The sequence below is a fragment of the Paenibacillus sp. FSL R10-2734 genome, assembly GCF_037963865.1.
Taxonomy (GTDB): Bacteria; Bacillota; Bacilli; order Paenibacillales; family Paenibacillaceae; genus Paenibacillus_AQ.
This window is the reverse complement of record NZ_CP150170.1, coordinates 1,861,382-1,874,992: the sequence shown is the minus strand read 5'-3', so window position 1 is coordinate 1,874,992 and position 13,611 is coordinate 1,861,382. Positions and strand designations below refer to the sequence as shown.

The 13,611-nt window shown below is 41.5% G+C and carries 14 protein-coding genes; 3 read left to right on the top strand and 11 right to left on the bottom strand.

The genetic code is table 11. The features are described from left to right. Positions 1-146: 146 nt before the first annotated feature. The 10 genes from NSS67_RS08370 to NSS67_RS08325 form a co-directional block, all read right to left on the bottom strand. A complete protein-coding gene (locus NSS67_RS08370; RefSeq protein ID WP_339315492.1) occupies positions 147-1,262 on the bottom strand; it encodes an IS110 family transposase in 1,116 nt (371 codons plus the stop codon). A gap of 264 nt (positions 1,263-1,526) precedes the next feature. Then, positions 1,527-2,000: a YhcH/YjgK/YiaL family protein gene (locus NSS67_RS08365; RefSeq protein ID WP_339319125.1), complete on the bottom strand. Its 474-nt coding sequence runs from the start codon at positions 1,998-2,000 to the stop codon at positions 1,527-1,529. Positions 2,001-2,216: 216 nt separating this feature from the next. Further along, positions 2,217-3,071 carry a MurR/RpiR family transcriptional regulator gene (locus NSS67_RS08360; RefSeq protein WP_339319124.1) on the bottom strand — a complete coding sequence of 285 codons (855 nt, stop codon included), beginning with the start codon at positions 3,069-3,071 and terminating at the stop codon, positions 2,217-2,219. A gap of 23 nt (positions 3,072-3,094) precedes the next feature. After that, positions 3,095-3,967, bottom strand: a complete 873-nt coding sequence (locus tag NSS67_RS08355; RefSeq protein ID WP_339319123.1) for an ROK family protein — start codon at positions 3,965-3,967, stop codon at positions 3,095-3,097. Positions 3,968-3,990: 23 nt separating this feature from the next. Continuing rightward, a complete protein-coding gene (locus NSS67_RS08350; protein WP_339319122.1) occupies positions 3,991-4,680 on the bottom strand; it encodes an N-acetylmannosamine-6-phosphate 2-epimerase in 690 nt (229 codons plus the stop codon). A 24-nt stretch (positions 4,681-4,704) separates the two neighbouring features. Further along, positions 4,705-5,547: a carbohydrate ABC transporter permease gene (locus NSS67_RS08345; RefSeq protein WP_339319121.1), complete on the bottom strand. Its 843-nt coding sequence runs from the start codon at positions 5,545-5,547 to the stop codon at positions 4,705-4,707. Positions 5,548-5,560: 13 nt separating this feature from the next. Then, the gene (locus NSS67_RS08340; RefSeq protein WP_094872745.1) at positions 5,561-6,436 is read right to left on the bottom strand and encodes a sugar ABC transporter permease; all 876 of its coding nucleotides are present in this window, start codon (positions 6,434-6,436) and stop codon (positions 5,561-5,563) included. Positions 6,437-6,520: 84 nt separating this feature from the next. Continuing rightward, a complete protein-coding gene (locus NSS67_RS08335) occupies positions 6,521-7,927 on the bottom strand; it encodes a sugar ABC transporter substrate-binding protein (RefSeq protein WP_339319120.1) in 1,407 nt (468 codons plus the stop codon). 13 nt (positions 7,928-7,940) lie between these two features. Then, positions 7,941-8,594, bottom strand: a complete 654-nt coding sequence (locus NSS67_RS08330) for an SGNH/GDSL hydrolase family protein (RefSeq protein ID WP_339319119.1) — start codon at positions 8,592-8,594, stop codon at positions 7,941-7,943. Then, on the bottom strand, positions 8,587-9,498 hold the full coding sequence (locus tag NSS67_RS08325; protein WP_339319118.1) for a dihydrodipicolinate synthase family protein: 912 nt from the start codon (positions 9,496-9,498) through the stop codon (positions 8,587-8,589). The genes NSS67_RS08330 and NSS67_RS08325 overlap by 8 nt, the downstream gene beginning before the upstream one ends. 383 nt (positions 9,499-9,881) lie before the next feature. Between NSS67_RS08325 and NSS67_RS08320 the strand changes: the two genes are divergently transcribed. Then, complete coding sequence (locus tag NSS67_RS08320) at positions 9,882-10,064, top strand: hypothetical protein (RefSeq protein WP_339319117.1); 183 nt, start codon at positions 9,882-9,884, stop codon at positions 10,062-10,064. A 211-nt stretch (positions 10,065-10,275) separates the two neighbouring features. Here the strand turns inward: NSS67_RS08320 and NSS67_RS08315 are convergent, their stop codons facing one another. Further along, positions 10,276-11,169 (bottom strand): AraC family transcriptional regulator, encoded by an 894-nt coding sequence (locus NSS67_RS08315; RefSeq protein WP_339319116.1) that lies wholly within the window; start codon positions 11,167-11,169, stop codon positions 10,276-10,278. Between the two features lie 195 nt (positions 11,170-11,364). Here NSS67_RS08315 and NSS67_RS08310 point away from each other — a divergent pair, with 195 nt between their 5' ends. Further along, complete coding sequence (locus tag NSS67_RS08310) at positions 11,365-12,216, top strand: aldo/keto reductase (protein ID WP_339319115.1); 852 nt, start codon at positions 11,365-11,367, stop codon at positions 12,214-12,216. 171 nt (positions 12,217-12,387) lie between these two features. Further along, positions 12,388-13,599, top strand: a complete 1,212-nt coding sequence (locus NSS67_RS08305; protein ID WP_339319114.1) for a sugar efflux transporter — start codon at positions 12,388-12,390, stop codon at positions 13,597-13,599. Positions 13,600-13,611: the final 12 nt, after the last annotated feature.

Genomic DNA, 13,611 nt, shown 5'->3' with positions numbered 1-13,611 from the left:
GGAGCTTCCGCAAACTAATTTCGCACGTCAGATCTGGGATCCTGTGCATAGGGAATTCACGGATTCTCCTCGTACCTTTCTCTTTGTCTCCATGCCCCAAGAATTCAAATCTTTTGGGTATACTTTTTGTGTTTTTTTCATTTCACCTACGCCATTTTCCGTTCTGCATCTACCGCTATTGACCAGATGAATCCAACTAACTCACGACCTACCGCAGCCATAGTTAAATTTCGGTGTTTCCCACGTCTGACTAACTTTAAATACTTGCTGTGTAACCGTTCTTGGGCTTTCCACGACGTTTCATGGACATGAGCACTCTGACCCTCTAAGCGCACTGCTAAATCTCCTTTAACTGCAGGACGGTGACGGTAACTCCATGCGGACTCCACCAGTGCACGTCGCACACCGGAATTTCCGGTTTTTGTAAGACTTCCTCTTTTGGTACTTGCTCCCGATGAATACTCCCGTGGCACTAGTCCCAGGTAACTCATGAGCTGAGCCGGTGAACGAAAACGCTCAAAATTTCCAATCTCGACAACTAAAGTCATAGCCGTCAGCAGGGCAATTCCCCGCAGACCTTGCAACGCTTGAATGACAGGTGCGTATGGACAGATCTGTGCTTCTTCTCGCATTGCGGCTTCAAGTCGCTTGATTCGCTCCTCCACTTCCCGGAGCTGTTGCAGGGATTCCGCGAAAACTTTTTCTTGAGCTACATTATTAAACTTCAACATAGACAGCCATTCCCGGTACCTTTTGGTCCAACGTTTTTTCATGCCTTCTGGCTTGTGAATTTGGTGACGCAACAGAAAATGAATGAGCCGTTGCCGAACCCGATGTAAGTCCTGCCTAGCATCTTCTCGTGCACGAATGAGATCTCTTAAGGCTTCGAGTTCAGGAGTCGGCACATGGATCGCAGTCAATTCTCCTGCGCGGTGCAGTTGAGCCAGTTTTTCAGCATCCCGTCGATCGGTTTTTATAGCATCGCCGGGACGCTGTGGCATACGCGAAGGTGCGATTACCACGCAGGAAATCCCCATTTTCGTCAGCCAGCGATATAAGTCGTACCCCGTAGGCCCGGCTTCATAGCAGACCTCCAGTGTAATCCCTGTACCTTTGATTTTCCGAATCATTCGAGCCACAGCATCTGGGGTATGAGATATGGCTCCATAATATCGTGCGGGTTCTCGACCCTCATCTGCAATCGCCACCGCAATTTTTTCTTTTGATACATCCAAACCTACGTATTTTATGGTATTCTTCATATTAACAGCTCCTTTCGCATGTAGCTCTGAAATGGTTGTCCTTCAACTTCCATTTTAACCTACGGTGTGCGAACAGGGGCTGCCTTTCGTTCATCATAACTAATTATCCGTCAAATAAGCAAAACTGGCTGAATTTCAGGGAGTTTTTCCCGAATTATCTATCTACGCCTGTTTCCCTTCTTAATTGGCGCTAAGCAAGCTATTGATAACCGAAAACACAAAGCAGCGATCCTCCAATAAAAAGAGAATCGCTGCTCGAAAAATCTATGAATTTAATAACCCTACGTGGATCTTTATAACAGCCTTCTTAATGTTCGTGCCCGGTTGACCCATACCCGGTCTGTGTACATCATGCGGGAAAAAGACAGCGAACATACCCGGCTCCAAAGTTAACAAAATCTCTTCGGCTGACGGAGGATAAAGCGCATAATCTGCTTCCGCATCGTAAGGCTTAGTAGCCTCGAGCCCTTCTTGCAGGGGGGACCAACCGATCGTTTCTTCACCCTCGATCAGATAATGAACGTCGATATAGGTCTCATGTTTTTCAGCAACCTGTTCCTCCAGCAACTTCGCCTCAAAAGCCATAATCGAAACGTATATCTCGTTACCGCGGATATCGATTCGACCGAGATCTGGATCATGTTGTAAGATGACTTTCAATTCCTCAATAGCCTCTACAATGACAGAATTCTCATATTTGCTATGCTCTTCCCAAGATGACAATGAACCTAAGATCATATTGTCTCATTCTCCTCACATCTCAATTCGCTTACAGAGGTTGTTCAAAAAGTCCGCTTTTGATCACGAAGTAGCCCAAGAAGCTTACTCGACATCGAATATTGAATTCAGGCGAAACTTCCGGTGCTCACAAAAGCTTCCACTACGCTCCGCTCCTCAGTTTCTACCTTCATCCAATCTTCTCGGTGCTGAAAACCATACTTTTTGAACTCGCACTTATAGGAGCTTCTCACTAACTGCCGCAGCTGTTGTTTCTTTATTGATAATAGACTGCTCACTAGTCTTTTTGAAATATTCTACATATAAAATATCCAGCAGATAGAGCTGTGAGATCTTAGCAGATAATGAACCACCCTGCAGAGGACCTTCATTAGCACCACATAGTAAGGTAAGATCCGAATACGAGGTTAAAGGTGATTTTTCAAATCTCGTAATAGACACCACCTTAGCGCCTCGTTCCTTCGCCTTTCTTGCGACCTCAATACTATCCTTAGTTGAGCCGGAATAAGAAATGATTACAGCGACATCACGCTCAGACATCAGCGCTGCCGACATCATCTGAAGATGTGAATCCATCAAACATTCCGTTTTGTTTGTAATGCGCATAAATTTAATTTTGGCTTCCATAGCCGTGATTAAAGAAGAGCCAACGCCGAAAAATAATACGCGTTCCGCGTTAATCATATAATCAATAGTTTCATTAATCTTCTGTATATCAATTAAATTATAGGTCTCGTTCAGTGCACTTACATTTGAGGTCAGCACTTTGGAAGCCACTGCTTCGGTAGAATCATCCATTAGAATTTGATCCGTAAGCTGCGGGATCTCATTCTCCACAGTAATACTATGCGCAAGTGCAATTTTGAACTCTTGATACCCTTTATAACTTAAAGATTTGCAAAATCGAAATATACTTGATTCCCCTACATCGCACGCATCTGCAAGATCAGTAATCGACATATAGACAACACTTCTCGTGTTCTCCAGGACGTAGTCCGCTACCTTCTTCTCCGTATTCGTCAAATTATTGTACTTGGAATGAATAGAAGTAAAAATACTGATTGTTCGCAAATAAGCCCCTCCTTTACAATGGTTTAATGTGCGAATAAAGAGGAAGCGCCTAGCAAGCCTGCCTTATTCCCAAGTGAGGCCTTAACAATTCTCACACCTGCAAAACTTTCCATAATTAAAGACTTCGTCCGTTCTTCTACCCTATGAACCAAATCTTCTTGTTCCATAACGCCGCCTCCAATAATTATAGCGGATGGATTGAAAATATGAATAATAGAAGCTAAACCCACAGACACCTCAGTGACCCATGAATCCAAAATCTGTTTCAGAGGCTCGTTCCCTTTGTGTATTTTATCAAATAGGACTTTTCCATCGATACATTCAGGATCTGCCTGCTGAGCCATCTTCACTAGGGCCGTAGTTGAAGCATACTTTTCATAAAACGGCAGTCCCTCCACCTCATCCGATAATGGATGTGTAAAGATATGACCAAATTCAGCCGCTACCCCATTAGCACCTTTATAGATTTGGCGATTCATTACGATCGCACCGCCAATGCCCGTTCCAAAGGTCAGACATAAGAAATTGTTAAAGCTCTGGGCAGCACCATAGTTAGCCTCGCCTAATGCTGCTGAATTCACATCGTTCTCTACCATAACAGGTTTATGAAAATGATTTGTGACAATATCCTTAATCTTCATCCCAGTATATCTAGGTATATTTTCGTTAGCATAGACTATAAATCCTTCTTCAGCATTGACTTGACCGGCCGTACTTATAGCAATAGCATCAAAATTATCATATTCTGCAATCTTATCAAGCAATCTTGAGATTACATGCGGCCCTCCCAAGTGGCTTTCTGTTGCATGCTCCTTGAAGTCATCCACATTTCCCTGTTTATCGCAAATACACATCTTGGTATTGGTACCGCCAATATCTACAGCGAGAATTCTCATCCTTATCTACCCTCTCCGGCAATCTACTGAATAGCGTCTACAAACCTTTTGGTAATCTCCATCGGTCTTGTAATCGCTGAACCAACTACTGCTGAATAAACACCAAGATCGAACATTGTCTTCAGTTCTTCGGGAGTGGAAACGCCACCTTCGGCTATCACAGGCACAGAGAAGCTGCTTACGATTTGTTTGACTAGCTCGAAATCTGGGAGGGTCCGGTCTTTAGTATACTCTGTATATCCACTTAAGGTAGTTCCCACAAGATCAAATCCCAGTTCAACGGCTTTAGCCGCTTCCTCAAATGTGGAGCAGTCTGCCATAAACAGTTGATCTTTATAGGTCTCTTTTAAAATTGGAAAGAGCAATGAGATGGTAGATCCATCTGGTCTAATCCGGTCCGTTGCATCCATAGCAATGATATCTACCCCTTCGCGGTAAAGATCATCTACTTCCTTCAGGGTTGGTGTAATGAATACTTCAGAACCTTCGTATACCCTTTTGATGATCCCAATGATGGGTAGATCCACTGTTTTCTTGATTTCTTGAATATCCGCTACGCTATTGGCCCGAATGCCTGAGGCACCGCCTAAGTATGCTGCATAAGCCATCCTTCCCATAATAAACGGACTGTGCAGCGGTTCTTCGGGTAAGGCTTGACTGGAGACGACTAGTTTATGTTTTATCTTTTTAAGTACATTATTTTCAGTATTCATCAGTAACCCACTCCGCATCTTTATTTATTCTTTCACTGCTCCAGCTGTGATCCCATTGGTGAAGAACCGTTGGAATAACATGAACACTAGCAACATCGGAATTGCAGCAATTGTGGCTCCGGCCATTTTATAAGCGAAATTAGGATTTAAATCCTGCATTAAGGTCGCAGTACCCACCATTAATGTTTTCATTTTGTTCTCTTGGCCAATCACCAGTTGCCACAAATAATCATTCCAGACTTGCACGAAATTTAGAATAAATAAAGCTCCAATACCAGGTTTAATAATAGGCACCATGATGCGAGTGAAGATTCTCCATTCATTTGCACCATCTATTCTCCCGGCTTCTCTTAAAGCGTTAGGGGTTAAATCGAAGAATCCTTTTAATAGGAACACTCCAAATGCACCCGCGACGTTCGGCCATATCATACCGTTATAGGAATTCACCATTCCAAATTGCTGTGTAATCCGGAATAAAGGTACGATCATAATTTCTTTAGGAATCATCAAGCTCGATATGAAGATAATGAAGATGATATCTTTACCTTTAAAATTGATTTTTGAGAACGCGTAAGCGGCCATAGAGCCTACAATAATAACGATAATCGTTGATACGCCTGAGACATAAATACTATTAAACGTCCATCTTAAAGCAGGTTGGTTCTGAAATACATCCACATAGTTGGAGAAAGTAATCGATTTAGGCCACCAGTCTGGAGGCATCTTTACAACATCTGAACTGTTCTTGAGAGAACTTGTGAATAACCAATATAATGGAAAAAGATTAAGGAGTGCGAAGAGGACAATGACCACATTCGATATCACATCAAACTTCTCTCTCTTCTTCTTATTTCTTATCTTCGTCATGTTGTATTCCCCCTCACTTCACCTTAATCATGCTTCTTAACTGAGGCACAGATAATAATAATGTAATCACGAACATGATAACGCCTACCGCAGAAGCTACACCGAGTTGATTGTACTTAAATGCATTATTGTAAAGGTAGTACATCAAGGTTACCGATGAGTTGTTCGGTCCGCCGCCGGTTAACAGCTGGATGACTACAAATATTTTTAGAACAGCAATAATATTGATAATCGTAATATAGGTCGTTGTTGGTCCTACAGAAGGAATGAGGATCTTCGTAATCACTTGCCATCTGCTTGCACCGTCGATTTCTGCTGCTTCAAAAAGCTCTTTAGATACACCAATCATCGAAGCTATATACAGAATAATGGCTTGGCCCACGTTAGTCGCGAAGGTCACAAAGATAACTACTGGCAAAACCGTCTTTGGATTTCCTAGAAGATTGATTGTCCCTAGACCCATATCTTTATAGATAAAAGAAATAAGTCCGTTAGCAGGGTTCAGCAGGAAGCTCCATACCATACTCATAACCACCATGGATACCATGACCGGGATATAATAGCTCCCTCTTATAAAGGAGACATACTTAGCGTTCTTATCAAATACAGCCGAGGCTACAAATAATGCAAAGCCCACTGTAAGTAGGACGATAAAGACAACGAATATAATCGTATTGAAGATAGCCTTGAAGAATACCGGATCATTAAACAGTGTGGTGTAATTCGCCAGACCCACAAACTTCTCACTATCATAATTAATTTGGTATAAACTCAGGCGCATCCCTTCTAAGATCGGATAGACAAGAAAGGCTAAGAATACTATCATCTGAGGTAAAATAAACAGATAACCTGTAATATTCTCTTTTAGGTAATTACTACGTAGTTTCATATCGTTTACCTTTCTAATTAACAGCCCCTGGAGCCTCTTCAGACTCTAAAGGCTGTTAATCGTGTATTGTTTATCTGTCCTAGATTATTGGAAAATTACAGAGCTAGCTTTATTCGTGTCAATCACTTTATTACCACTCGTTTGATACTCTTCTACAAATTGTTCTGGTGTTTTAGAACCCATGTAAAGTGCCTGAAGAGCAGGGTACAAAACTTCTCTTAATTGGCTATATCCTGGAACGTTGCCCGTGAAGTTAAACAAATATTTTGAATTGGCATCATAAGCAGCAAAGAGAGGATTCTCCGATTTAAGTTCTTCGGCCACGGAGCTTCTCACAGGAATACCATTCTTAGAAGATTTAACTAGTTCAGGATCACTTGAGAAGAACTTCACGAAATCTTTAGCGACTTCAGTCTTCTTCGCATCTTTAGACTTGAATACACTTGCACCCACTACATAAGTAAAGGATAGTGGATCTCCGCTTTCAGACGGAATATTAGCAAGACGTATATCAAACTTTGGAGACGTGCCGGATTCCATATTTGCTTTTGTTCCATTGAACAAGATCGGATTGGTGAAACTGATCGCTAGCTGCTGATTCTGGAACATGGCATTGGCATCATTAGAGGATACAGATTCTGCACCTGGATTTGTATATCCACCGTCATATAGTTTTTTCAGCCATGTAGCAGCTTTAACTCCATTCGCATCATTCAGAATAATGTTTCCTTTATCATCAAAGAACTGATTGCCGAACATTCTTAAGTATGCAAGATTCCATGTATCTCCTTGGTTATTCACTGCGTACAATGCCATTGGGTAGGCATTTGAATATTTGTCCTTCGGAAGATCATTTTTCAGACCATCCAAGATTTGTTGATATTCATCCAAGTTCCAAGTCTTGATTTCTGATTCTCCACCAACGAACTTTTCTAAACCTGCTGCTTTAAACATGTCTGCGTTATAAACCAAGGTGCCTGGATTGTGTTGGAATGGATAGAAATAGACATCTTTTCCAAACGTTACAGCATCCCAGTAATTTTGTGCGATATCACTTTTTGCGTCCTCATCGATGATATCTGTCAAAGGCTCCAACGCTCCACGGTGAACATAATCGCCCATTGGGAATACGCTTTCAAAGAAGACATTCGGCGGAGTTCCTCCGCTCAGGTTAACATTGAGGAGTTGGTCGCGCTGATCTCCGGCAATAACTTCGACCTGAATGTCAGCATCATATTTATCATATTGTGCCTTGAATTTCTCAGCAGCGGCCTTAAGGAAGCTATCATAGTCAGCACCGCTTTCTGTTGCATCCACAACACCCTTCCATTGAGGGGTCAGCCATACTTTAATGGCCACTTTTTCCTTGCCTGATTTAGAAGTAGTATCGGATTTGTTAGAGCTTGCTGCGTTATTACCAGAGCATCCTGAAACTAGTGAAACAATTACCATTAATGCAGCCATTGTCGAGAGTAAACGCTTCTTTTTCATTGATAATCCTCCCCTAATTTAAAATCCGTTTGACATGATACTGAACTAAATCTGCCATATTCCGGTGTCCTTGCTGATCCAGATGCATATAGTCAATTTCATTCATCGATACATCTTCTCTGGAGTCCATAAAGTGAATATCTGTCCCCGTAAGCAAAGCTGCAAGATGCTCAGAAAGCTCTATAGATTTCTCGCTACAATTACTTCCCATTGACTTACCGATAGGAGTATGGATATACGCTGCCCCAATAGGGGGCGGTGCGATTACTAGCACTTCTGGAGCCTTTCCATCTAGTCCCGCCCCACTCGCTCTAGCTTTAAGAGCGAGTCTGACGATACCTTGTGCGATGTTATAAGAAGTCAGTGCAAATCTTTCTTTCGTATCATTCGTCCCAAGCATGATCACAACCAAGTCTAGTGGTGCATGTGACATGAGGCATGGATAGAGGTATGATATTCCGGCTAACCCTTCAAATAATGGATCTTCACTGACACTGGTTCTACCAGGAAGCCCTTCTTCTATGACACGGTAAGCGTCGCCTAGCTCTGTATGGAGCAGGCCAGTCCATCGTATTTCATCATTAAATCGATGGTCTGTCTCTGCGTCATAGCCCCAAGTATTAGAATCGCCAAAGCATACAATCGTTCTCTTCTTTGTATTAGCCACAATATTTTTCGATGGCTTGATCAATCAGTTTCATAATATCTGCGATTGGAGCAGCATCTTCAGCCGCTATACCTTCAAGCGGTGCTCTTACACTACCAATGTTTACGCCTCTTAAGCTCAGAATCTCTTTGATTCCCGCGTACATGGCACCCTTGAGCGAACAAAGTGCGATGATGATATCATTGATATCACTTTGAATTTGTCCTGCTTCCTCAAACTTGCCGCCAAGTACAAATTTATTAGCTTGCAAGAACAGCTCCGGCATAACAGCATAAGTGCCGCCAATGCCTGCATCGGCTCCCATGATTCTTCCCGCTACATATTGTTCATCCGGTCCATTAAATACCACTACATCTTTTCCACCAACTCTTTTGAATCGTTCAATATCCATAGTCGGCATAGAAGAATTTTTAACACCAATAACCTTTTTATTAGTAAGAAGTTTTTCGAACAAAGCTGGCGAAAGTGTATATCCTGTAGTCTGAGGAATGTTATAGATAATGAAAGGTAGTGGAGTTGCCTCCATAATTTCGCTCCAATATTTAGAGACTGCACTATCAGGTAATTTGAAATATATAGGTGGAATTGCGGATAGTGCATCATATCCTAAGCTCGCCGCATGTTTTGCTAATTCGATGCTGTCTCTTGTAGAAGGTGCACCCACATGGGCGATCAGCGTCATTTTACCTTTCAGGTTGTTAGCTACGTAGCTAAGCACCGCTTTGCGTTCGTCCAGACTCTGGTAGATACATTCTCCAGAGCTGCCTCCCACATAAACACCTTGAACACCTTTTTCAAATAAGTAATCACATAAGGCATGCGTCCGGGATTCCGAAATATTTCCTTGATCATCGTAGCAAGCATAGAAGGCTGCTATAATTCCGTGGAACTTGTTGAGTGTCATTGATAATCCCCCTTAAGATGTGAACGGCTTCTTTTCTACATAATCAAGATATCACTTAAATTCGATTCTGTAAATTATTTTCTCTATTTTTTTAAAAATAAAATTTATTTCCACCAATAGCATTCATCAATAGAAAAATAGTTTCTTTAATCTAATCCTCAGGGTCATTGTTTCAGTCTAACTGAATTCTCCATAAGTGTCCTCTTGTAGGAGACACTTTTCTTCTGTTGGCATACAAAACCTAATTAACACACAATGTTCACTAATAAAACTGTGTTTTTACCGTGGACACAGCTTTAAAAAACTAATTTCTATGTTATAATGAAAGCGTAACCAAAACAATATAAAATATATTGTTTCTTCGCCAAAGGAGGCTGGAGGAAATGCTAGCAGGACTCAAGGAACTTAAAAATTGGGTAACAAGTTGGAATCCAACGATGAATTCAGGCAATGAGGATTATCAAAAAATGGAATATTCCGTGCAGCGTCATTTGCACACTCCGCGAACCCCAAAACCACTTACCTATGAAGAAGAGGCTCGCATCAAGACAGTTAAATTCCATTAATTTCACCACATTTAGATACAGATTGACCCTATAATAGAATCTTGAACTGAGACCGCCAGATCCGGAAATCATTCCAGTAGAGCGGTCTTTTATTATGCCTATAACTACTTCGTCAGGAAAAGCAGTAAGTTTTTTTTAATCTGGAGTGGGAAGTTCAGAGTATTTCGATCCGGGGCAATTGCTAGTAGTGGTTTGATTTTATCTAAACCTTTTATGCTCTCAAGCGCTTTATATCTTGTCTAGGCGGAAAACCAAACATTCGGGAATACTCACGGCTAAATTGCGAAGGGCTCTCATAGCCTACTCGAAATGCCACATCAGTAGCATCTGCTGACTCGGTGAGTAATAGCCGACGTGCTTCCTGAAGTCTCAGTTGTTTTTGGAACTGAATAGGGCTCATCGCAGTTACTTCTTTAAAATAACGATGAAACGATGAAACACTCATATTCGCTATTTCGGCAAGCTCCTCAATCCGAAAAGAACTAGCATAGTTATTCATGATATGCTCAATAACATCTCTAATTTGATGCGTCGAGCTTCCTTCCATTACAATATGCTCCAATGTAATTCCATTCTGACCTTGTAGCACTCGGTAGAGAATCTCTTTTGTAAATAGTGGGGCAAGCACTGGAATATCTTTAGGCTTATCTAACAAACGGACTAATCTGAGGACCGCATCCATTAAAGAAGACTCCAGCTGGCTAACAAACATGGCTCGCTTAGGATTTTCTTTAGCGTAAACTCGAACTTCAGAATCTTGTAATACCTCTAAAATTTGACTCGTTGTAAATTCAAGTTTGAAACCTAAATATGGAACATCGGGAGTGGCTTCGGTGACTTGGGCGGTAACTGGCAAGTGAACGGACGCAACTAGGTAATCAGAAGGACTGTATCTAAAATGCTCCTGCGCCAGCCATACCTCTTTTGCCCCTTGAACCACGATACATAAGGAAGGTTTGTAAACCCCATGTCTGCGTACGGATGCATTCGAGTCACGCATGAAAAATAAGGATGGAATAGCCGTTTGGTGAACACCGTCCTTTTCTGAGTAACTCTCAATGATTTTTACGAGCTCATTCTGCTGTTTCGTGATTATTTCAGACATTTGATCCTCTCCTTCTGTCATTCTTTATAGTCTGATTATAGTCCATATTCAATTGATGTATAAGTGGTAGTGAGAGGATTAGGCAAACATTTGACATGAATGGGATAACGGTCGCTTTATCATCTGGTGCATAATTAAGATGTAAAAAGCGTAAAGGATTTACACATAATCATTAAAATACTGGAGGGTAATATCATGCAAAAAGTAGTTTTGAACAATAATGTTGAGATGCCTATACTCGGTTTTGGTGTTTATCAGATTCAAGACGCAAATGAATGTGAGCAAAGCGTCTATGACGCTATTATGGCGGGTTATCGCCTGATTGATACTGCCGCCTCTTATCTAAACGAAGAAGCAGTTGGCCGGGCAATTAAACGGAGTGGTGTGGCAAGAGAGGAATTATTTATTACTACAAAGCTTTGGGTTCAGGATACTGGTTATGAGCGCACAAAGAAAGCATTCGAGAAATCACTGAACAAATTGCAACTTGAATATTTGGATTTGTATTTAATTCATCAACCCTTTGGCGATGTCTATGGCTCTTGGCGAGCTATGGAGGAGTTATATCGTGAAGGCAAGGTTCGCGCAATTGGCGTAAGTAACTTTCAAGCGGATCGCCTGATTGATTTGATTATTCATAATGAAATAGTTCCTGCCGTAAACCAAGTTGAAACCCACCCTTTCAACCAGCAAATCGAAAATGCAAAATTCATGAAAGAGAACGGTGTTCAGATTGAGTCATGGGCGCCTTTTGCTGAAGGAAAAAATAACTTGTTCGAGAATGAGTTATTGGTACCTATTGCTGAAAAGTATAATAAATCCGTTGCCCAGGTCGTTTTACGGTGGTTGACTCAAAGAGATATCGTTGTGATTCCGAAGTCTGTTCGTAAAGAACGAATTATCGAAAACTTCAATATTTTTGATTTTGAATTAAGCCAAGAGGATATGGCATCGATTACTGCGTTAGATACGAAACAAAGCTTGTTCTTTTCCCATCAGGACCCTGAAATGGTAAAATGGATCGGTACTAGAAAACTAGATAACTAGATAACTAGATAACTAACCAATAATTTAACAATAGTCGTTAAGATATGGAGCAGATGCATTTAGGCTATCTGCTCCTATTTTGTTTACAATCTCGATTATTGCCCTCTTTTTCAAGTATAATATAACAAGATTGACTATCTAAACAGATATATAGAGGAGTAACATCACAACATGATTAAACGACTTACTGCACTATTTTCAATTCCCTCTTATGCCTTACTCTTTTTATGTATGCTACTGCAGGGAATGGGGATTTCACTCAGCGCACCCTTCTTGTCCATTTATTTTACGGAACAGCTTGGCGTATCTGTGGGTTTATTTGGTGTTTTTCTAGCTGTCACGTTAATTGCTGGGATATGGATTAGTACGCTAATCGGAAGACGTTCTGACCTCGGCTTGAATCGAAAAAACATTTACCTTGTTGCCACACTCTGTAATGCTCTGGCTTATAGCGGGTACTTGCTCATTCAGGATTTTACGATCTTGTTCATCTACATGATTGTGTTCACCGCCCTCGGTGCACCAGGGATGCCTCAATTGTTCGCCATTGCTAGAGAAGCAGTGAATAAGAGTGATTTTACAGATACTGCATTTGCTAATTCCACCTTACGTTCTGCGTTCTCTCTCGGCTTTATTTCAGGTCCTTTAATCGGTACCCTGCTAATCGCCGCAGTTGGATTTAAGGGGATTTTCTCGGGTACGATCGGAGTTTTCCTGCTTGTTGCCTTACTGGTTTTCCTATTTCTCAAATCAAATGTTGAACTAAAAAGCAATAATGCTGAAGTAAAAGTAAAAACCTTCCGACTGGGTCAGAATCGTAATATCCTGCTGCCTTTTCTGATTCTGATCCTCATGTATATAGCTCACTGGACGAGCAGCATCAATACTGCCCTCTTTATTACCAACAATCTCGGGGGAACAACAAGCGATGTCGGTCTAGTCAGCAGTATTTGTGCTGCGCTAGAAATTCCTTTTATGATTATGCTCGGTCTACTCAGTGCAAAGTACAGTAACCGAATCTTGATGATGTGTGGGGCCGTTCTAGGAGCAGCTTATTATCTCGTTGTCATTACCTCAAGTACGATGTGGCAAATGCTTGCAGCCCAAATTCTGCTTGCCGTTTTTGTTGCCGTTATTTCAGCGATTGGCATTAGCTACATCCAGGATCTACTTCCAAGCATGCCAGGGTATGCATCCACGCTCTACTCAAATTCATCCACGATCGGTCGGCTGATTGGTAGTCTTGTTGGCGGTGGATTAGCTAGTATTGTAGGTTACCGGTATTCATTTGTGCTCTGTTTTATACTTATCCTTATTTCCTTAATCATGCTAGCGGTAAGCGGACGTCATCCTGTAAATGAACCAGATCAATTAGCGGTTTAAGATGTTAGGACA

Bases quoted from the DNA above. Each gene is read 5' to 3' on its own strand.
- NSS67_RS08325 (WP_339319118.1), bottom strand. From the start codon at position 9,498: ATGACACTCAACAAGTTCCACGGAATTATAGCAGCCTTCTATGCTTGC.
- NSS67_RS08355 (WP_339319123.1), bottom strand. From the start codon at position 3,967: ATGAGAATTCTCGCTGTAGATATTGGCGGTACCAATACCAAGATGTGT.
- NSS67_RS08335 (WP_339319120.1), bottom strand. From the start codon at position 7,927: ATGAAAAAGAAGCGTTTACTCTCGACAATGGCTGCATTAATGGTAATT.
- NSS67_RS08310 (WP_339319115.1), top strand. From the start codon at position 11,365: ATGCAAAAAGTAGTTTTGAACAATAATGTTGAGATGCCTATACTCGGT.
- NSS67_RS08340 (WP_094872745.1), bottom strand. From the start codon at position 6,436: ATGAAACTACGTAGTAATTACCTAAAAGAGAATATTACAGGTTATCTG.
- NSS67_RS08345 (WP_339319121.1), bottom strand. From the start codon at position 5,547: ATGACGAAGATAAGAAATAAGAAGAAGAGAGAGAAGTTTGATGTGATA.
- NSS67_RS08305 (WP_339319114.1), top strand. From the start codon at position 12,388: ATGATTAAACGACTTACTGCACTATTTTCAATTCCCTCTTATGCCTTA.
- NSS67_RS08365 (WP_339319125.1), bottom strand. From the start codon at position 2,000: ATGATCTTAGGTTCATTGTCATCTTGGGAAGAGCATAGCAAATATGAG.
- NSS67_RS08315 (WP_339319116.1), bottom strand. From the start codon at position 11,169: ATGTCTGAAATAATCACGAAACAGCAGAATGAGCTCGTAAAAATCATT.
- NSS67_RS08350 (WP_339319122.1), bottom strand. From the start codon at position 4,680: ATGAATACTGAAAATAATGTACTTAAAAAGATAAAACATAAACTAGTC.
- NSS67_RS08320 (WP_339319117.1), top strand. From the start codon at position 9,882: ATGCTAGCAGGACTCAAGGAACTTAAAAATTGGGTAACAAGTTGGAAT.
- NSS67_RS08370 (WP_339315492.1), bottom strand. From the start codon at position 1,262: ATGAAGAATACCATAAAATACGTAGGTTTGGATGTATCAAAAGAAAAA.